Genomic DNA, 21,652 nt, shown 5'->3' on the forward strand with positions numbered 1-21,652 from the left:
TTTTTCTTTTGAATCTTACAAACTTGTTAGATAAATGTTAGGGAAATCGATATGAGACCTAATATATATAAGTTACACTTCATGTATCGAAAAGAGAAATGGAAGGTGAAATACTTGTGGAGATACTACATGTTTCAGATTTAGGGAAAGTTTATTCTGGGAAAATTTCTTATACAGCATTATCCCATATTGATTTAAAAATAAACAAAGGTGAATTTGTAGGAATTATGGGACCATCTGGGAGTGGTAAAACAACGCTATTAAATATGGTTTCTACTATAGATGCTCCAACATCAGGAGAAGTATTAATTCATGGAGAAAATCCATATCTTTTATCTCCGGATCAGTTGTCTTTATTTCGAAGACGTGAATTAGGGTTTGTTTTTCAATCATTTAATCTCCTTAATACATTGACAGTGAAAGAAAATATTGTTCTTCCACTTACACTTGATGGTGTAAGCCCTAGAGAAATGGAGGGGAAAGTGGAAGCTATTGCTAAAAAACTAGGGATAACAGAAATACTAGATAAACGTACGTATGAAATTTCTGGTGGGCAGGCACAAAGAACAGCAATCGCACGAGCTACTATTCATAATCCGAAATTATTACTTGCAGATGAGCCTACAGGAAATCTGGACTCAAAATCTGCTTGTGATGTGATGGAATTATTGACAAGGCTTAATAAAGATAATAGCACAACGATGATGTTAGTGACACATGATGCAATGGCTGCAAGTTATTGTGATCGAATTGTGTTTATCAAAGATGGACAGTTATACAATGAGATTTATTGTGGAGATAATCGCAAAGTATTTTATCAAAAAATTCTAGAGGTTTTAGCGTTATTAGGAGGAAATGCAAATGACTTTTCGACAATTCGCATTTAATAACGTCATTCGAAGTAAACGAACATATTTGGCTCATTTTTTAAGTAGTACGTTTGCTATTATGATTTTCTTTACCTATGCATTACTTGCATTTCATCCTAATTTACAAGGCGATCTTGCTACCAGTGTAACAATCAATACATTTGCAAAGTCAGGATTACAGATATCGCAGGGGTTAATATTTTTCTTCTCATTCTTCTTTATCCTATATTCTGTAAGTGCATTTTTAAAAACAAGAAAAAAAGACTTTGGAATTCTAATGCTACATGGGATGTCGCGTTCACAGTTGAATAAATTAGTATTTATCGAAAATACAATAATTGGTATCGCTTCCATTTTAACAGGAATTACAATTGGAATGGCGTTCTCTAAGTTTATCTTAATTATGAGCAATAATCTGTTAATGATTGATAAAGTACTCCCATTTTACATGCCATTTAAAGCAATTGGGATAACATTTGGAGCGTTCTTCTTACTGTTTTTATTTATTTCACTTTTCACTTCTCGACTAGTAAATGTAGAGCAATTAGTAGAATTAATAAAAGCAGAAGAAAAGCCAAAGCCTGAACCCAAAGCATCCTTTTGGCTATCTTTATTTGCGCTTATTTGTATTGGATTAGGATATACAGCCGTTTTTCATAGTGTTAACGCAATTCAATACAAGGATATGAAATATGTATTATTCATGATGGTGACAGGGGTGAGCTTTGTTGTACTTGGGACGTACTTCTTATTTACACAGCTCAGTGTGTATGTGTTACGTGTATTAAAGAAAAGGGAAAATATTTTCTTTAAGAAAACAAACATACTAACCATCTCAGATTTAGTGTATCAATTAAAAGATAATGCAAAAATGTTTTTTATGGTCACTATTATATCTGCCGTTTCTTTCACGGCAGTAGGGACTTGTATGGGGTTGGGCAATTCTTCCATGGCTGAATCGGATAGCCCTTTTGCATTTTCTTATCAGTCTCATAAGAATAACCAGTTAGAAAAAGAACATCTAAAAATAATTGAAAGCGAACTGAATAATGGTGGGTTTAAATTCAAACAAGTAGCTTATTCAAAAAAACAAATTCCAGATACTCTTTATAACAGTAATGTATTATTAAGCGTTATAAAAATAAGTGATTATAATAAGTTAGCTATTGTATTTGGTTTTGAAAAAGAAAGCTTAAAAGATGAAAATGATAGTATTGTCATACCTGCAAGAAAATTCGCAAATACAAAATCGAATCAAAATAACTTTCAATTGTTGTATAGAAATATAAATCAAGATATGCATATAAATAAAATACTCACTCCGAAAGAATTACAAGATAAAATCATAACGTTAATTATCGTACCAGATGCTAAATATAATCAAATGATAGTGGATCCAGAGAATGACCGTGGTGAATCCACTATTAATGGTTTTATTGTAAAAGATTGGAAGAAAACAAAAAAAGTTGCTGAAAAAATTGTGACTACTCTTCAGAAAGATAATGAAGGTATACATGAGCCTGTATTATATAACGAACAATATAATTTTTCTTCTTTAATCTCTACATGGTTAATGATGAAACAAGGTTTTGGACTTGCATCCATTATGAGTGTATTAATAGGCATTGTTTTCTTTACGTTTGCCGCAAGCTTTTTATATTTCCGATTATACACAGACTTAGAACGAAATCAGCAACAATATAAAATGATAGCAAAAGTTGGTTTAAGTAAACCTGAATTAAAGAAAATTGTGTCACGTCAACTTGCATTACTATTCTTTTTACCCATTGTAATAGCAATTACACATAGTGCAGTAGCTTTTATGGCCTTACAAGAGTTAGCCGATTTTTCAGTCTTGGGTAGTTCAGTTATGGTATTAATTTGTTTCTTAGTTTTGCAAATTATATACTTTTACTTTGTTCGATCTCAATACTTGAAAAAAATGTATAAAACGATTTTTTAATTTAAATATAATTAAAAGAAGGAGAATATAGATTGAAAAAAAGAATTGGATTATTAATAGTAGCTAGTATTTCGATTACCATGTTAGGAGCATGTTCATTATTTGGTACAAAAGACTCTCCAGCAAATGGGCTTTCAATAGAGGTAGAGCAGTTAAATGAACAAACAAGAAATTCTATAATTGACTCATACAAAGATATAACAACCTCACAAGACCTATATCAATTAAAAGAAGGGACTATAGATAATAATAAGCTTGACATAAAGCTACCGACTAAATTTGGGGATTCTATGGATACTGCTACTAGTAATTTACTATTTATTAGTAGAACAACTGCTGAAAAAATGAATAAAAAGGGACTTATTCGTGAAAGGGATAATAACGAGGGGCTCCTATCTTCAGTCCCTCTTGATTCGTTACCAAAAATAGAAAAAGATGAAACTATCATATTTGCAAATAAAGAATATAAAGACTTGAAAGAACTAACATTTGATGAGAAAAAAATGAATGTACAATATAAAGGGGATGTATGGCTATCTCCATATCGTGGTGGATCCAAAGAAATCCTATTAATTGTAGATGATACATTATTTAAAGAAATAAAGGGGAAAGAAAAAACTAGACAGATTCTATCTTTTAATAAATCTTTTGGGAATCGTAATTTACTCAATCAAGGGAAAGCACCAGAATTAAGTAAGGAAATAGATAAAGTGAATACGGCTTTAGGTACTGAGGACGAGAGAGCTGTTAATTTTGTAAATATTACAGAAAAGTAAAAAATTACGTCTATATGGGTAGAAACCCGTCGCCATCAAGTTAAGAAAAATAAATACACCAAAACGAAAAATCTCACTTCTTATCTGAAAAAAGATGAAAGGTGAGGTTTTTTGCTTAGCGTGGTAATGTTCCAAAACGCTGATGGTACTAAATGCCGATCAAGCTAAGATTAGATTTTCTATGAAATTCCATTTTCGTTTCTGTACCCCTATTAACGTTTCTGCTCCGTTACTATACAAACTCAAATTTCTTCCTCATCTTAAAGTGGAACAAACTTATTACTTAAATTGTCTATTAAAAGTAATCCTAAAAACTTAGTGCCCAAACTTGATACATTGAGTCTGGTTTGACATCTATTTTAAGAACTGCAAAACACGAAAGGACTGATTATCTTGAAAAGTACAATGATGTTAAAACTAGGGATGTGTGTTGGAGTATTAAGTTTAAGTTTTGCAAGTGTAAAACTTTTTACAGGTGAACCATTTTAGATAGAAGCAAAAGAAAAAGTAGAGAAAACTAAATATGCAAATCATGCGCCTCATTGAGCATTCACGCAACTTGAGAAAAGTTTGACGCTTGACTGGGTTACTATCCAATCGACGCTGATACAAAATGGGCAGTTACCTATCGATTACCTTACGAACGGTTTGTTTACACATCTACCTTTAAGGTTCTGATTGCAGGGGCATTTTTACTACAATATCCAATTGACAAATTAGGTGATATTTTCACTTATACAAAATATGATTTAGTCAAGTATTCACCAATTACAGAGAATCAAATGGATACCGGTATGACTCTTGGGGGAAATTGCGGAGACTGTGATTTGAACCATAATTTTGCCGCTTGGGCAGGCTTATGGTTCTTTTGGTTTGTAGCGATCCTCCTATAGTCCAAGACTGTTTCACCTATTGCTTGTTAAGAGCAGGAGGTAATTTCTACGAATGACAAAATATATGTAAACCACATCAACAGTATAGAGTGTACCCTATGGGGGACTGTCCCCTTAGAGCCCCTCAATCCTTGAAGGGCTCTCATGCTAGTTAATTAAATCAAAAAATCTCTTTGCTTCGCTAAATCCGTTTTGATTGACCAACATCCTTTTTTCCTACAGCAGGGTTTTTGCTACTACACCAAGTACACCTGTTAACAATCCGCTTATGATTAATCGTAAAATCCATGTAGTATTTGCACTAATTTTATCTAATTGTTTATTAATAGTTAAAACATCCTTTTCAGTTACTAGTATTCTTGTTTCTAAATTTTTCATATCATGTTGTATAGCTTTTAAATCTAGTTTCATTTGATTAAAATCTTTTTCTAGTTCCTCCAATTTTGTCATATAACATATTTCTCCTTTAAAATTTAATTATAATACTTTATATATATATGATAATTAAAGGATAGTGATACAAAGAGAGGTCCCAAATCTATTAGGGTTGCACCACCTGTCCATCAATCTACATTAATAAAAAACACGGCAACTTTATGAGTTAAAAAAAGATTTATGGCAATGTTATGCTTCAAATATTACAAGAATGTTCTCTAAAAATAATGCTTTCTGGCAATATTATGGTTCAAATTGTGGTGGACTTATGATTCAAATCACAGAGACGGATATTCATTATAGTGATAACACAGCGGGGAACATTTTATTCGAAAAATTAGAAGTCGATTCTTTTTTACATCAAAAGAATCGTTTTTTACATTCTTTTCATTATGATTATGCTAACAAGAACCATTATATTAGGGGTAGCACCCCATCGCCATCAAGCTAACAAGAACGAGTTACCCCAAAACGAAAAAAATGAGCTGAATTCCCATGGACAACTATGAAGGGATAAAATATTTATTTTGGGGGTATTTCAAAATATTAGCTTGATGGGCATGTGGTGCTACCCCACATCCATCAACTTAAGGATTTAGACTATTTTTGAAGCTAAAAGCACGTTACTATTCTCTTATGTTAATGAGAAAGGATGACGTGCTTTTTATGAATATGCATCAAAAACAAGAGTTATCTTTATTTGCCGAAGAGTTATATCGATATATGTCTCCCGCTACACTTAATCAATTAGCTATAGAAGCAGGCGGAATGAAACGAAAACGTAAGTGCCACGGGCACCACCTCTTATCTTTGTGTGTATGGTTAAATCAACAAATCGCTACTACTTCTCTTACTCAACTTTGTAGTCAATTAGAAACTTCAACAGGAGTTTTATTAAGTCCGGAGGGACTTAATCGACGATTTAACCCGGCTTCTGTAGCCTTTTTTCGAACTGTATTTACTACACTTTTACAAGCTAAAATTGGAGGAACATCTAAGATTTCTCATTCTCTTTCTTCTTATTTTGAGCGGATTCTCGTCCTTGATTCCACAACCTTCCAAGTTCCAAATCGATTCGCAACTACTTATCCTGGTGCCGGAGGATGTAGTCATACAGCTGGTGTGAAAATTCAACTAGAGTATGACTTGTTGAGTGGGAAATTTTCTGATGTGGAAATTGAACCAGGAAAACGAAGTGATCAGGCATATAGTGCGACTCGAACAGGCATGGCACAAAAGAATGAACTATACATTCGTGACTTAGGATATTTTCGTCTACAAGACTTTAAGTCTATTCAAGATAAGCAGGGATATTATTTATCACGTCTTAAGTTACCAACTAAAATATATAGAAAAGAATTTGAAACAGTGGTATTTAAAACAAAACCTGCTCAATTGAAACCGGTATATATACAAATTCATTTGGAAGACATCATGAAACAATTACAACCTGGCCAAGTATATGAATTACATGATGTATATGTAGGGAGTAAAGACAAACTGCCTACTCGCATTGTGGTTTATAGATGTACCGAGGAACAAAAACAGAAACGCCTACGCGATCGAGCGATTCGCGAAAAGAAAAAAGGGATTACATATACAGAGCGTACGAAACTTTTACAAGGAATTACGGTATATATGACAAATATTCCTACGGAACGGGTACCAAAAGAGAAAATCTATGATTTATATTCACTACGCTGGCAAATTGAGCTGTTATTTAAAGTATGGAAATCTTGGTTTCAAATTCATCGTTGTAAATCTATTAAACAAGAGCGGTTAGAATGTCATCTTTATGGTCAACTCATTAGTATTCTATTATGTTCTTCTACTATGTTTAAAATGAGGGAACTTCTGTTACGTAAGAAACAGAAAGAACTAAGTGAATATAAAGCGATGTACATGATTAAAGATTATTTCTTACTTTTTCATCAAGCATTACACAAAAACACCCAAGAATTATCAAAGGTTCTCCTTCGTCTGTTTAACCTCCTACAGCACAACGGACGAAAATCTCATCGATATGAGAAAAAGACAGTTTTTGATATTTTGGGTGTTGTGTATGAGTATACCACTTCTACTCATCAGGTAGCATAGTGAAAAAATTGAAGCCCGTCAGGGTTTATTTGATATGCCCACTTTTATAAGATCTATAAAAGATAATAAAAAACTATATGGAAGGATTGCATTTTGTATAAAAATATACCTTAAGTTGATGGATGTGTGGTGCTACCCCATTGCTATCAAGCTAAGAAAGTAAATATCCCAAAGAGAGAAAATTGGCATCAACAGTTGAAAATGTACCTTCTTTTTTTAGGCTGTTATGAAGTTCTTAAGTTAATGAGCATGTTATTGTTTCATTAATTCAGAAAAGAAATAAAAAACACTATATGTTTTTATTCTTACAGTGGTAATCACTTTTTAAAAAATTTTTAGAAATCTAAAGATGAAGTATTGTATACATGTAAGTATGATTAGAAATGAAAAGTTATAAACACTGAATTTGATTAAATACTTCTTGCTTTCTTTACTGTTGGCTTGAATGAATAGTTTGTACGAGATTACACTGGCTAAAGATGCGATAATTGTTCCAAGCCCTCCAATATTTACTCCTAGTAATAATGGTTTCCAATCAGAAGTAAAGTTTGATAGAAGAATTGAAGTAGGAAAATTGCTAATTAATTGACTCAAAAATATAGAACTAAAGAAGACTGAGGTGTTTCCTCTTAAATTAGCACGAGCAAATGTCTCAAATGCATTAGAATGGGAAATATTCCCGATGAAAATAAAAAAACAGACAAAGGTTATCAGAAGAAAATAATCAATCTTAAATAGTAATTTTCTATCCAAAATAAATATTGCCATCAATGTGACTATTAGGGCAATGTAATAATTAATGAATCCAAAAATAGATGCAATGATAGTGACAAGTATCAAAATCCAGACTGTAGCTTTTTTTCGGTTCTTTACAGTAATAACAGGTAGTTCTAATTTTAAATCTGTTTTTTGAAGTTTTTGAGTAAATATAAACAACAAACTGATCCCAAGAACAGCTAAAAGCAGGATTGAACTTAAAAATGGGATAAGCTTAATTCCATAGTAAGAATAGAGGTGCAAATTTTGTGGATTTCCCATAGGCATCAAGCTACTTCCGATGTTTGCCGCGATTGTCTGCAGGATGATTGTATCCATCATATTCATTTGTGTCTTTTTACTAATGACAAGTGTTATTGGTACAAAAGTGAGGAGAGCGACATCATTTGTTACAAACATGGAGCAAACAAAGCATAACAAAATCAGAATAATAGATATTGACCTACTGTTATGGCATTTATTCAAAATAGCAACGGCAAGTTTGTCTAATATCTTTAATTCTTCAAAAGCCTTAATGGCCACCATTAGATTAAATAAGCTAATCAGCACTTCAAAGTTAATATATTCAATCTTTGGCGAATATATAAAACAGCTTACAACTGCTAGTATCAGTGAAATGGTAAACACTATATCCTTTTTAAAAAATACGAATTTCATAAGGAGTCTTTTTTTATTTGGAACGAATACTACTTCTTTCACAATACACCACCTGTAATCTATTTTAGTAGTAGGGAACGGAAGGGAAATATGCATTCACTAATATATATTCAACAAATTCCCTATATCGCAATTAACTTAATAGCTTTCCTTATCAATTGGTTGTTCGATAATCTGGATATTAAATAGGCATTTTGTAATATGTCATCCCTTCAAAATCCTTTATTTTTTCTTAGAGCCTTTAATGTTTTAAATCTGCGTAATATAGGCGAAACCTCCTAGAGGATTAATCGAGAAAACAAATGATTTTTTAGTATGATATCATACATAAACTAAATGTTTTTGTTTTTTTAATATTACGAAAGTTTATTATCAATTATTGATTTCAATTATTTTACATGGAGTTTTAAAAAAGCAAAAGTATATATGATTTTATGAGGTAAGTAGAGACTTGTCAAAGGTTAGGTAGAACAAAACCCGCAATGTTCGGATATTGCATAAAGTCCTGCATTTGAAATATATACGAATGAATTAGTATACATACGGATCTCCTAGGGGAACCTCACTTCCAATGTTTCAGGTACCATTTTGCTTTATATTCCACCATAGTTCGAAATTTTGATCAAGATACTTCGCTAATCGCTTTTGACAGCTATTTTTTTTAGAGCATGTTTCTAACTTATAGGTCTTCTATAACGATAATAGTGTATTTTTTGATGATTTCAGTAGAAAGTTTATGTAGGATAATCAGATTTTACATTTGCAGTATGTTCATGGATTTGTGCAACTTTCACTTATTGTTTATTTAAGTTCGAAGAACCCTGTGTTCTTTCTAGAAGAATGAAAGAATTATTAATTGTGTTGTCCACTTTGATTATTTTACTTTTTCTGATTCAAAAGATAATGCGCCCTTATAATTCTCCTCTATATCACTTCCAAATCAGGAGGTGAATTATGTGAAATTAGAGTAATTTTCCTGCCAATAGCTTTATGCCCTCAACAATTAATCAGATTTTCTTATTCATATGGAACATCCATTTAAAATTCGATATTTTCTTCAAAGGTTTATAATTCCTTTATTTGTAAATTTAACTAATGTGCAAAATCTCAGTATTTTTTGTGATGAAAAAACTCTTAAAATATTTTAAAAATTTTTTATAAATATCTGTACTTTTTGGTAACATTCTGTACTTTTGATTATAAATTAAGGGCACGCTTCCCTTAGCTTAAGATTGAAAGCGCTTCATAGGTTTTTCGTAAATTTTTTACCTAGCCTATATTTTTTTACTAACAGGCTATTTTTAGAGATTTGTAGTGAGGAAGGAGATATATCCGTGTTCTTAAGAAAATTATCAAAAAAACAATTAATCACTATTGATTATTATGAAACCGGACATTTACAAACGTGTAAGGGGCGAGTTTGCAACCTTGATTTACACCAACAAATACTTTTTTTAATAAATGAAAAACAAAAAATCGTTAGTATATGTTTATCAAAAATAAGAAAAATCTATTAATGATTTTCGTTATTTATAGAAAGAAATAGAATTAAAAGCTTCTGAGATGTAGGGAATTTTAAAAAAATATCTTATGTTAAAAAGTACTTTAAAGAAGGTTTTACAGCAAAAGTTTTTAGACAAATGAAGAGAGATATTGATAAATATTAAGTATTTAGAAGGGAGTACAAGAGCAGTTCAGTGTTTTTCTAAGTGGCATTAATTAAAAATCAAAGAAACTATATTCTAGAATAAATATGAGACCATATATAATCATTTTATTTTTTGATAATTCAATTTATATTTCTGTGCAAACAATAGAAAGAGATAAAGAAGATTAATACGATTTAAATTTAAATCACCGGTAAACGAAACAAACATGATGGTGCAACTATATTACTAAATAAGAATACTAGTTTTTGTAGTAGGACTTAGAGCATCCATATGTACAAGCATTAGGCCCTTCAAAGTGTAAGTTTTACCGTTACATGTTGTGGATGTTCGTTTAAACAAGGTAATCCCATTATTATAGAAAATGTCTCTTTTTATTATGTGTATATGAAATGAGGTATTTATGTCAGGAAATATAGGTGATTTTATATAGATTATGGTATATGAATTTTTGATATGGGGTGATAATATGGAAAGGTTTTTGGTGGATATAGTCGGATCAACGAATGATTTTTTATGGTCTAAATTGTTAATTATTATGCTAGTTGTTTGCGGAATTTATTTTACATTTAAATTGAAATTTGTGCAGTTTCGAATGCTAAAAGAAATGGTCCGTGTGTTAATGGAGGGAAAGAATGGTTCTAAAGATCAAATCTCTCCTTTTCAAGCATTTTGTATTGGTATGGCAGCTCGTGTTGGAACAGGGAATATCACAGGAATTGCAATTGCGATTGCATTAGGTGGTCCTGGAGCTGTATTTTGGATGTGGATTATTTCCATTATTAGCTCGGCATCCAGTTTTGTTGAAAGCACATTAGCACAAATATATAAAGTAAAAGATAAAACTGGTTTCCGAGGCGGTCCATCCTATTATATGGAAAAAGGATTAAACAAACGCTGGATGGGAGTATTATTCTCTATTTTAATCACCATTACTTTTGGCCTTGTATTCAATTCTGTACAATCAAATACAGTTACAATTGCTTTTCAAAACTCATTTGGTACAGAGCGTCTAACTGTTGGGATAATAATGGCCATTGCTTTCGCTGCTATTATCTTTGGTGGTGTACAACGTATTGCAAAAATGGCTGAATACAAGGTAATGTTTCTAGCGGTATTATACATTGGAGTTGCATTATTTGTTGTAGTGACCAATATATCAAAAATGCCGGAAGTTCTTTCTCTTATTGTCCAAAACGCATTTGGTTTTAAACAAATAGCAGGCGGTTCAATTGGTGCAGCGCTTATGAATGGAGTTAAACGTGGTTTATTCTCAAATGAGGCTGGTATGGGAAGTGCACCAAACGTTGCTGCAACGGCAACAACAAGCCATCCGGTGAAGCAAGGACTGATTCAAGCATTTGGTGTGTTAACGGATACACTGATAATTTGTACTAGCACCGCATTTATTATTTTGCTTTCTGATGCATACAAACAACCGGGGTTAAATGGTATTGCACTTACACAAGCAGCATTAAGTGAACACATCGGTTCTTGGGCATCGGGTTGTCTTGCTATCTTTGTTTTTCTATTTGGATTTGGTGCGTTAATTGGTAACTATTATTATGGTGAAACAAATATTCGATTCTTACATACAAGTAAAGTCTGGTTAATGATATACCGAATAAGTGTGTTGGCTATGATTATATTCGGTTCGGTTGCAAAAATCCAAATTGTATGGGATTTAGCGGATTTATTTATGGGCTTTATGGTTATTATTAATTTAATTGCTATTACCTTACTTTCAAAAATTGCCTTTGCTGCGTTACAAGATTATGTAAAACAAAAAAAAGCTGGTAAAGATCCTATTTTTTATAAAGAAAACATTAAAGGGCTTGAAAACGTTGAATGTTGGGACAATTATCAGGAAACTTCAAAAAAGAAAAGTATGTAACAAGAAAGATATTCAGACTGTAATACGTCTGAATATCTTTCTTAATTCTAGTGCAACTATTATTGATTATATTAAAGAAAAAATTATTCTATATAAAGTTAATAGTACGGAGGAATATGGTTAAATGATAAAAGATTCTAGCGTTCAAATTGAGGGTCAAGAAAAAGTTTGCTTAGATAAATGGATAGCCTATTATCGAACTTATGCAGCTAAGGGACAAAGCGCCAGTTATATTCCAGCTTTGGGAAATGTAAATTTATCACAATTAGGAATTTGTATAGCAGAGCCAGATGGAACTATGATAAAGTCAGGAGATTGGGAGGTACCTTTCACCCTACAAAGTATATCAAAAGTAATCAGCTTTATAGCCGCTTGTTTAAGCCGCGGTATTTCTTATGTATTAGAGCGAGTTGACGTAGAGCCAACTGGAGATGCCTTCAATTCGATTATTCGTTTAGAGATGCATAAACCAGGAAAACCTTTTAATCCTATGATTAATGCTGGAGCAATTACGATAGCTTCGCTTTTGCCGGGAACATCGGTGCAAGAAAAATTAGAATCTTTATTTGCATTAATTGAAAAAATGATAGAGAAGCGTCCTGCTATTAATGAAAAGGTATTTCAATCAGAATGGCAAACAGCTCATCGTAATAGGGCTTTAGCATACTATTTAAAGGAGAATGGTTTTTTAGAATCGGATGTAGAGGAGACACTAGAGGTTTACTTAAAACAATGTTCGATTGAAATAAATACAGAAGATATTGCTTTAATAGGGCTTATACTAGCACATGATGGGTATCATCCTATTCGTAAAGAACGAGTGCTCCCTAAAGAAGTAGCCAAGTTAACAAAAGCTTTAATGCTCACATGTGGAATGTATAATGCTTCTGGCAAATTTGCTGCTTTCATTGGGTTACCAGCTAAAAGTGGGGTATCCGGAGGAATTATGACACTTGCTCCCTCAAAATCTAGGAAGGATCTACCGTTCCAGGATGGATGTGGTATTGGTATTTATGGACCAGCCATTGATGAATATGGGAATAGTTTAACAGGGGCTATGTTATTAGAACATATTGCAAAAGAATGGGATTTAAGTATATTTTAAAAGGATCATAGTTATTTTGGTGCTAGAGCAAATCCAAAAGTGTTCAGACCGTATAATGTGTCTGAACATTTTTGAGTTATAAAGTATCTTTCCAAAGCAGAAGAATGTAATGAATACTCACAATATGTAATGCTTTCGTTAATATCTTATTTATCATTTTTTGGAAAAATAGAGTAAGTGTTGTATTAATGTAAATAGGTTTGTATACTGACTGTTAGGCGAAAGTGAGAAGTGATTATTTTGAATCTTAGTAATTTAGTAAAAAAAGACATCTATATTCTGGTTTTGATGATATTTACAGTACCCTTAGTAGGTGAAATAAAGTCATTTCCTTTAAATGAAACATTTAGAATGAGCTTTGGAGCACCAACATTTTTCTTTTTTTTGTTATTGTTTCGGAGAGTCCCAGCATTTTTACCGGGTTTTTTAACAGCAATAGTCGTTGTAGTATTTCGTATCTCAATGGATGTCATCATAAAGGAAAATATGGATTGGATAGCTGCTTTCCATACCCACTATCCTAGTTTTTCCTTTTATTTTACTTATTCTTATCTCTTTCATTTAGCAAAAGTCAAACGTTTTCACCATCAACCATTGATGATTGGGTTTATTGGTTGCATCATCGAAATATTGTCAGACAGTGTGGAATTAATGATTCAATATTTCGTATTAAAAACATCTATCACACCAGAGGCAATAAATGAGATAATCGTTACCGCATGTTCCCATAGTTTTATAGTTCTAAGCTTTTTCAATATGATGAAATTGTATGAAGCTCAGTCAAGGGAGAGGCATATAAAGAAACAAAATGAACACATGCTTATGCTAATCTCTAATTTATATGAAGACGCTGTTCATTTAAAAAAAACGTTACAGGATGCTGAGAATATAACGAAAAAATCCTATGATTTATATAAAACCTTAGACTCTTTTGAGCATAAACAGATGGACTTCCAGTTTGAGGATTTAAGGCAACAGGCGTTACAAATTGCTGGTGAGGTCCATGACGTTAAAAAGGATAACCAACGTATTTTTGCTGGACTTTCAAAGCTAATTTCTGATGAAAGTTTTACAGATTATATGTCTGTACATGAACTGGTAAATATCATTATACGAGCAAATGCAAAATACGCCCGGTTACTAGAGAAAGACATCCAATTTGTGTATAAAATTGATGGCGTGCATCCTCATTATCATATTTACACAATCTTATCTATTATAAATAATATCGTTACAAACGCTGTAGAAGCTATCCAAGATATGGGAACCATCACAATTGACATTAATAAAGACTATCATTTCGTTGAATTTCGAATAGGAGATAACGGTCCCGGTATTTCTTCAAAATATAAAGACTCAATTTTTGAACCAGGGTTTACTTCTAAATATGATGATTTAGGTAATCCATCGACAGGCATCGGACTATCGTATGTTAAAGAAATGGTCGAACAACTTGAAGGTGATGTTACGCTTGAGGACAGAACCGAAGGAAAAGGATCAATCTTTATAATTAGATTAGGGATTGATCATATAATTTCGAAAGGGTGATTCTATGTATTTTTATATAGTAGATGATGAAAAAGCGGTTCGCTCAATGTTGGCTCAAATTATCGAGGATGAAGATCTTGGAGAGGTTGTAGGAGATGCTGAGGATGGCTTGTTGTTAGATCAACAAATGCTAATTCTCAAAAAAATAGACATTTTATTTATCGATTTGTTAATGCCGATTCAAGATGGAATAAAAACTATTCGTCAAATAAAACCCACGTTTAAAGGGAAAATCATCATGGTCTCTCAAGTAGAATCAAAAGAATTAATTGCTGAAGCGTATTCGCTTGGCGTTGAATACTACATTATTAAGCCAATTAACCGGATTGAAGTATTAACGGTCGTTCAGAAGGTCATTGAACGAATTCGTTTGGAAAAATCGATAAAAAATATTCAAGAATCGCTCAATATGGTACTAAAATTAGATAGTGATCCAAATATGCAGGAAAAATACCGTAATGAAAAACATCTAAATACTTTCAATCATTTTCAAAATGCCATTCATTTTCTTCTATCTGAATTAGGAATAGCCAGTGAAAGTGGAAGTAAAGATTTAATGGATATGCTAGATTATTTATATATATATGAACAAGATAAAACGTTGGAACAAGGTTTTCCCTCATTAAAAGAGATTTTTGTAAATTTGGCTCAAAAAAAACTTGGAGAAACAGCTGAAGATGCCGAATTAAAAAGGTTCATAGAAGCCTCCAAGCAACGGATTCGGAGAGCAATTTATCAATCATTAAACCATTTAGCATCCCTTGGACTTACAGATTTTTTAAACCCGAAGTTCGAAAATTATGCTTCTAGATTTTTTGATTTTACTACCGTAAGGAGAAAGATGACAGAGTTGAATAATGAGCCAACATTACCGGCTCGTATTGATACGAAAAAATTTATTCAGGTCCTTTATTTTGAAGCAAAGCGCATTCACTTGGAATTACGATGATAAACTCTTACTAATTCAAAATCTCAATTGGTATATTTATCATTTTAGCCAAGAAGACTCCTTCCTCAAGGAACGCGAAGTGAGTAGGTGGGAGATGAATTGGCTTCGAACAAGGGATGGCAGGAAGCCATCTTAATTGTTCGACATACATAAACTGTTACTTTACTACCTATCGAATGTACGTTTGTTGTATGATAGACACATATCGAAATGGGGGTAGTTCAAAATTTGGATGGTTATTGGACTTATTATATATACATTATATGAAAAAAACAAAAGTAATTTAGCTAAAAATATAAATAAATAATAAGTTGAATTAAAGAAAAAAAGATGCTATCTAGCATCTTTTTTTCTTTAAGAGGCAACATTGATACTTATAATATTTGCAATTTGAATGTGGGCATATAAATAAGAGAAAAGGAAATAATATCTAACAAATTATAAATGGAAATCGTATTTTAGGTCAGAAATGTTTTATGTTAACTAGTTTGCTGGTATTAAATAGCATATGGTCTCGCTTTTCTGTTCTTTGGTCTGATGGCGATTTTTAATTAATTAAATACCAATTTTTTGAAATGTATCCTAGTACTGTATATAAAGCAGGTGATCAAAATGTGGAACATAATTGTTTCTTATCTTCCGGATTGGAAAATATTTGTACAAGCTTTTATCTTGTTTTTAATTCCATATACTATCTCAAGATTTTTTCATTGGGTCCGTATGTCAGAGAAAGAGTGGTAAGAATGAGTTGGTGGAAATCAAAAGATAAACAGTTGCAAAAAAATACTATTCAAAGTGAAACTAATCAACAATATAAGCCTTCTCAAAATGCAAACATTCATTTCACGGATGATTTTGCTTCCAATTTAGAACTCATAAAACAAAAAATCGGTCATAATTCTGATATTCGCTTTCGGGAGTTTAATATTGGTCGCACAGGTATTCAAGCTGGGATTATTTTTGTTGAGGGACTATCAGATAAAGAGATAATTGAAAAGCATATTATGAAATTACTAATGGATGATTTTTCTGACGAATATAAAAATGAATCTTCTTATGTGGAGGGTACCGTTTCAAAAGCATATATTAAAAATAAAGTTCTTTCAATTAGTGAAGTAGCAGAAGTCCATTACATAAATGATTTGATATCAAAAGTATTGATAGGTTCGACAGCTCTTTTGATTGATGGTATAGCAGATGTGTTTATTCTGGGCACAACAAAAGCGAATAAACGGAACATTGAAGAACCAGTATCGGAGGCTTTAGTAAGAGGTCCGCGGGTGGGTTTTACTGAGGTATTAAGTGATAATACCTCACTTTTGCGACGGCATTGTGCAGATGAGAACTTATCATTAGTAAAGCTTTCAGTAGGAGAACGTGCAAAAAAAGAGTTAGTTGTTGCTTTTATTAAAGATCTTGCTAGTACAGAATTGGTGGAAGAAGTAAAAAATAGAATTCAGAAAATCAACATAGATAGTGTACTCGAATCTGGTTATATAGAGCAGCTCATTGAAGATAATTATTTCAGTCCTTTTCCGCAGATTCAGAATACCGAACGACCTGATCGTGTTATTAGTGCTTTGATGGAAGGCCGAGTAGCTATTTTGTTAGATGGAACACCGTTTGTTTTAATTGCTCCAGTTACATTTAGTATGTTGCTGCAATCACCAGAAGATTATTATGAACGGTGGATTCCTGGTACGCTTCTCCGTTTATTACGCTTCATGACAGCTTTTGTTTCATTATTTGCTCCAGCACTGTATATTTCTTTTATTTCATTTCATCCAGGATTAATGCCCACTAAGCTAGCTATTTCAATTATCGGATCGCGAGAAGGAGTTCCTTTTCCCGCTCTAATAGAAGCGTTGATTATGGAAGTGGCTATCGAAGTTTTACGGGAAGCAGGTTTACGTCTGCCTAAACCGATTGGACCTGCAATGGGAATTGTGGGCGGGTTAATTATTGGTCAGGCCGCCGTTGAAGCAGGAATTGTTAGTCCGATAATGGTTATCATTGTTGCGGTAACAGCTATTTCTTCCTTTACTATCCCACAATATAGTGTAGGGATTACGTTACGCATTCTTCGTTTTGTAGCTATGTTTTGTGCTGCGATTTTTGGCTTGTATGGAGTTATTCTCTTCTTTCTTTTACTTTGCAGTCATTTAGTGAAATTGAAAAGTTTTGGCGTTCCTTATACCAGCCCTGCTGTTCCGTATCAATTTAGTGATTGGAAAGATTTTATGGTTCGCATGCCATTAAAAATGATGAGACGCCGACCGAAAATAATGAATACCAAAAATACTATCCGCAAAAGGTAGCTGATGACGAAAGGAAGTGGCCTTCAGTGATTACTAAACCCAAAGACCGTATAACAAATTCGCAAGCAGTTGTTATTATTGTAAATTACATACTTGGAACAGGAATTCTCACTCTGCCCAGAGCATCTGTGGAAAAAGTGAAAACACCAGATGTATGGCTAAGTGTGATATTAGGTGGGATACTCGCAATGGTTACAGGAATAATCATGGTAAAATTAAGTCAGCAGTTTCCAGAAAAAACTTTTTATCAATACAGCCAAGAAATTGTAGGGGAATGGATAGGCAGATTGCTTAGTTTACTTATTATAGGTTATTTTCTTACAACTTCAGCTTTTCAAATTCGTTCAATGGCAGAAGTAATAGGCTTTTTTTTGCTGGAAGGAACTCCTACATGGGCCATTATTATGCCTTTTATGTGGATAGGTCTTTATTTGATTATGAGTGGTATTAATTCAATTGCAAGGATGTTTGAAATAATATTTCCTATAACGGTTTTTATTTTTTTACTCATTTCCTTATGAGTATCGGAATATTTGAGGTAGATAATCTCCGTCCCGTATTAGGTTTGGGGATCAAACCGGTGTTAGATGGGATAAAAACAACGTCTCTCGCATATACAGGTCCTGAAATTATGTTAATTCTTTTGGTGTTTATGGAACAACCAAATAAAGCAGTAAAAGTCATTCTAGTTGGAATTTCTATTCCGTTAGTCTTTTATGTAATAACTGTTGTAATGGTCATTGGTGCATTATCTATTGATGGAGTTGTAACAAGAACATGGCCGACAATTGACCTTATGCGCAGTTTTGAAATTTCTGGTTTGATATTTGAACGTTTTGAGTCTTTATTGCTTGTAATATGGATTATGCAAATATTTGCTACCTATACGATTAGCTATTATGCTGCTGCATTAGGAGTAGCGCAACTCTTTAAAAAGAGTATTCATCCGTTTATGTTTGCTTTACTTCCAATTATTTACATCATTGCTATGACTTCGAAAAATATAAATGATTTACTTAAATTGGGGGATATGCTCGGTAATGCTGCTTTATTTTTATTCGGTTTACTGCCACTGCTCCTTCTCATTATTATGCGATTAAAAGGAGGAGTAGCGTGAAAAATAACTTTATTTGTAAACGGTTCTATTTGGCTATGTTATCGATGCTTGTGCTCCTATTTTTAACAGGATGTTGGAGCAGTAAAGAAATAGAAGAGTTGAGTTTAACTGCAGGTATAGCACTAGATAAAGGGACGGAGTCAACAATTGAGAAAGAGGTTGAGGAAGAAGAATATCCTAAAAGAAACCTTATAACGGCTACTTATCAAATTATTAGTTCGCAAGCGCAAAGTAAAGGAAACGGACAACAAAAACGGTATATAAATGTTTCTGAGACCGGTGATTCTATTCATCAAATTGTTCGTGAGTTTTCATTGAAAAGGGAGAACCAAATGTTCAGCGCACATTTAAAAAACATTGTTATTAGTGATAGTCTTGTACGTACATACAGTTTAGAACAATTACTTGAACAGTATCTCCGTGACAATGAAGTTCGACTTAGCTGTATGATTTTAATTAGCAAGGGACCAGCGAGGGAGGTTTTGGAATCAAAGAAAAATGGAGAAATCCCAGCATTTCAGTTGACTGGAATTGCAGATAATAGAAATAGAACAACAAGGATTTTACCTCCCGTATCGCTCACTAAATTAGAAGGAAAGATGCGGTCAGGATCCAGTTTTCTTTTACAAAATGTGGCTTCGATAAATGGGGAAACAAAATTTGCAGGAGCTGCTGTAATTAAAGGGAAAACAAAAAAGTTGATAGGTTTTTTAAACGAACAGGAATTGGTAGGATTAATATGGATAAACGGAAAAAGGAAAGGTGGTGTGGTAAAAACTTTTGATAGAAAATCAAGGAAACTCATTATTTACGAAATAAAGTCAATAAAAAGCAAAATCATACCGCATGTTAACGGAGATAAGATTTCTTTTGATGTAAACATTGAGTCAGAAGGGCGTTTGTCTGAAAATTGGATGCAATCAGAAAAAGATTTTGAAAATGAATTTTTAAAAAAGGAAGAAAAAGCTGTTGAAAAAGAAGTAAAGCACTTAGTACATCATGTTACTGAAAAAATACAAAAAAAATATCAAGTCGACATTGCGGACTTTAGCAACCAATTAAGAATTAAAAACCCGAGAACATGGGAGAAAGTCAAAAAAGATTGGGATCGAACATTTAGTAAGGTACCGATTAAATATCATGTAAATGTAACTATTGAAGATTATGGGGCATCAAGTTTAAAAAGGTGAGACGTCTTAAGTGACATTATATTTACACCAAAACAAAAAGCTATAAAAATTTTAATTTAAAAATTTTTGTAACTTTTTGTTTTTTTATGTCCTTCTTATTATAAATTAAAGAAATGATTTTATTGAAATTTAATTTTTTCTTCATCATATGCATTGCTTCTACTCTTTAAAGTCGATAACAGCATTTAATAAAGGAGCGTTATTTAACATTAAGAAAGAGGAATCGTTACATGGCCTTTACTAGTTTAAATAGGAGGGAGTTCTGAAATGCAAGCGAGAGCGGTGAAGATAGAGGAAATCTATCAAGAAATATTAGACGGTAAAAGCAGTAGATTTCCACCGAATACTTGGAAAGAAGATAGCAATAGAGAGCTATCTAAAAGGGTCACAAAATATTTAATTGAAACAATTTTAAAGTGGACTGAAGAAGATATTAAACAAAGATGGAATACGCGTTTAATTATAAAATATCGATTACTTGGGGCGCTCAAACATGGTTATGATAATAGTCCTTATAAGATGATTGAAGACTTATATCCTAATAGATTTAAAGAGTGGGAATTTGGTATGGCGCCATTAAATTTTTGGACTAAAGATAAAGCTCTTGAAGTATTAAAGTGGACTATTGAAGAAAAAGAAAAGCTAAGTAAAGTAGAACTATTAAAAATTTATAGTAAAAAATGGTTAGAGAAAAATAAACTCAGTGCGCCATTAGTTATGTATTGGAATGGCAGCCCATATGCAATGATAAATTCTTTATATCCTAATAAATTTAAAGAATGGGAATTTAGTATGACTCCTAACAAGTTTTGGACTAAAGAAAAAGCATTGGTGGCATTAAGATGGACTATTGAAGAAAAAGAAAAATTAACTCCTTTTCAATTATTACAAGTTTACAGTGTAAAATGGCTTACTATTCATAAATTAATTTCTCCTTGTCAGATATTATGGAACAACAGTCCGTACTCTATGATCAATGAGTTATATCCTGGTCAAAATAAAGAATGGGAATATAAATTCACACCTACTGGATTTTGGACCGAAAAAAAAGCATTAGAGGCGCTGAAATAGACTATTGAAGAAAAGGAAAAACTAACAGAGGAGCAATTACTATCTATACACAAAGATGGTTAATAAAACATAAGTTATGGACGCCATTAAGAAGATATTGGAATGGAAGTCCATACAAGATGTTAAATGCTTTATACCCAAATCGCTATTCAAAAGATATGTTAAAAGGTTATAAAAATAAATAATGATAATACATAGGAACGAGCAAAAAGAACATCGCTATTATTCTAACGAAATTAAATATCTCAGAGATGAAAAGTTTAAATACTTTAATAATGATTAAAAAATGTAAATGAATTTTAAAACGTTGGTTTGTGTCTATTCTA

General features: G+C 32.5%; 13 protein-coding genes and 2 pseudogenes. 13 read left to right on the forward strand and 2 right to left on the reverse strand.

Features of this window, described 5'->3' with window-relative positions:
* Nucleotides 1-116 precede the first annotated feature (116 nt).
* From JDS82_RS18595 to JDS82_RS18605, 3 genes are read left to right on the forward strand one after another with little or no spacing between them, the layout of a single operon-like run.
* Entirely contained in the window at nt 117-887 is a 771-nt protein-coding gene (locus JDS82_RS18595; protein WP_346011114.1) for an ABC transporter ATP-binding protein, read from the forward strand.
* Entirely contained in the window at nt 862-2,832 is a 1,971-nt protein-coding gene (locus tag JDS82_RS18600; RefSeq protein ID WP_199713705.1) for an FtsX-like permease family protein, read from the forward strand. Before JDS82_RS18595 ends, JDS82_RS18600 begins: the two co-directional genes overlap by 26 nt.
* 32 nt (nt 2,833-2,864) lie before the next feature.
* The gene (locus tag JDS82_RS18605) at nt 2,865-3,608 is read left to right on the forward strand and encodes a lipoprotein BA_5634 family protein (protein WP_199713706.1); all 744 of its coding nucleotides are present in this window, start codon (nt 2,865-2,867) and stop codon (nt 3,606-3,608) included.
* A 1,109-nt stretch (nt 3,609-4,717) separates the two neighbouring features.
* Here JDS82_RS18605 and JDS82_RS18610 read toward each other — a convergent pair.
* A complete protein-coding gene (locus JDS82_RS18610; RefSeq protein WP_199713707.1) occupies nt 4,718-4,951 on the reverse strand; it encodes a hemolysin XhlA family protein in 234 nt (77 codons plus the stop codon).
* A 651-nt stretch (nt 4,952-5,602) separates the two neighbouring features.
* Between JDS82_RS18610 and JDS82_RS18615 the strand changes: the two genes are divergently transcribed.
* Entirely contained in the window at nt 5,603-7,033 is a 1,431-nt protein-coding gene (locus tag JDS82_RS18615) for an IS4 family transposase (RefSeq protein WP_199713708.1), read from the forward strand.
* Between the two features lie 324 nt (nt 7,034-7,357).
* Here the strand turns inward: JDS82_RS18615 and JDS82_RS18620 are convergent, their stop codons facing one another.
* A complete protein-coding gene (locus JDS82_RS18620; RefSeq protein ID WP_199713709.1) occupies nt 7,358-8,509 on the reverse strand; it encodes an SLC13 family permease in 1,152 nt (383 codons plus the stop codon).
* 1,292 nt (nt 8,510-9,801) lie between these two features.
* Here JDS82_RS18620 and JDS82_RS18625 point away from each other — a divergent pair.
* The 9 genes and pseudogenes from JDS82_RS18625 (at nt 9,802) to JDS82_RS18665 (ending at nt 21,511) form a co-directional block, all read left to right on the forward strand.
* On the forward strand, nt 9,802-9,984 hold the full coding sequence (locus JDS82_RS18625; protein ID WP_199713710.1) for a YolD-like family protein: 183 nt from the start codon (nt 9,802-9,804) through the stop codon (nt 9,982-9,984).
* A 619-nt stretch (nt 9,985-10,603) separates the two neighbouring features.
* Nucleotides 10,604-12,028 carry an alanine/glycine:cation symporter family protein gene (locus JDS82_RS18630; protein ID WP_199713711.1) on the forward strand — a complete coding sequence of 475 codons (1,425 nt, stop codon included), beginning with the start codon at nt 10,604-10,606 and terminating at the stop codon, nt 12,026-12,028.
* 124 nt (nt 12,029-12,152) lie between these two features.
* Nucleotides 12,153-13,133 carry a glutaminase gene (locus JDS82_RS18635; RefSeq protein WP_199713712.1) on the forward strand — a complete coding sequence of 327 codons (981 nt, stop codon included), beginning with the start codon at nt 12,153-12,155 and terminating at the stop codon, nt 13,131-13,133.
* Nucleotides 13,134-13,364: 231 nt separating this feature from the next.
* The gene (locus JDS82_RS18640; protein WP_199713713.1) at nt 13,365-14,681 is read left to right on the forward strand and encodes an ATP-binding protein; all 1,317 of its coding nucleotides are present in this window, start codon (nt 13,365-13,367) and stop codon (nt 14,679-14,681) included.
* Between the two features lie 4 nt (nt 14,682-14,685).
* Complete coding sequence (locus JDS82_RS18645; RefSeq protein WP_199713714.1) at nt 14,686-15,630, forward strand: response regulator; 945 nt, start codon at nt 14,686-14,688, stop codon at nt 15,628-15,630.
* Between the two features lie 743 nt (nt 15,631-16,373).
* Nucleotides 16,374-17,948, forward strand: coding sequence for a spore germination protein (locus JDS82_RS18650; protein ID WP_199713715.1), 1,575 nt, complete (start codon nt 16,374-16,376; stop codon nt 17,946-17,948).
* Nucleotides 17,949-17,974: 26 nt separating this feature from the next.
* Nucleotides 17,975-19,065: pseudogene (locus JDS82_RS18655) on the forward strand (spore germination protein).
* A gap of 35 nt (nt 19,066-19,100) precedes the next feature.
* Nucleotides 19,101-20,255 (forward strand): Ger(x)C family spore germination protein, encoded by a 1,155-nt coding sequence (locus JDS82_RS18660; protein ID WP_206773466.1) that lies wholly within the window; start codon nt 19,101-19,103, stop codon nt 20,253-20,255.
* Between the two features lie 267 nt (nt 20,256-20,522).
* A pseudogene (locus JDS82_RS18665) lies at nt 20,523-21,511 on the forward strand (DUF4046 domain-containing protein).
* Nucleotides 21,512-21,652 lie beyond the last annotated feature (141 nt).

It is taken from the genome of Bacillus cereus group sp. N14 (assembly GCF_016483555.1).
Lineage (GTDB): Bacteria > Bacillota > Bacilli > Bacillales > Bacillaceae_G > Bacillus_A > Bacillus_A wiedmannii.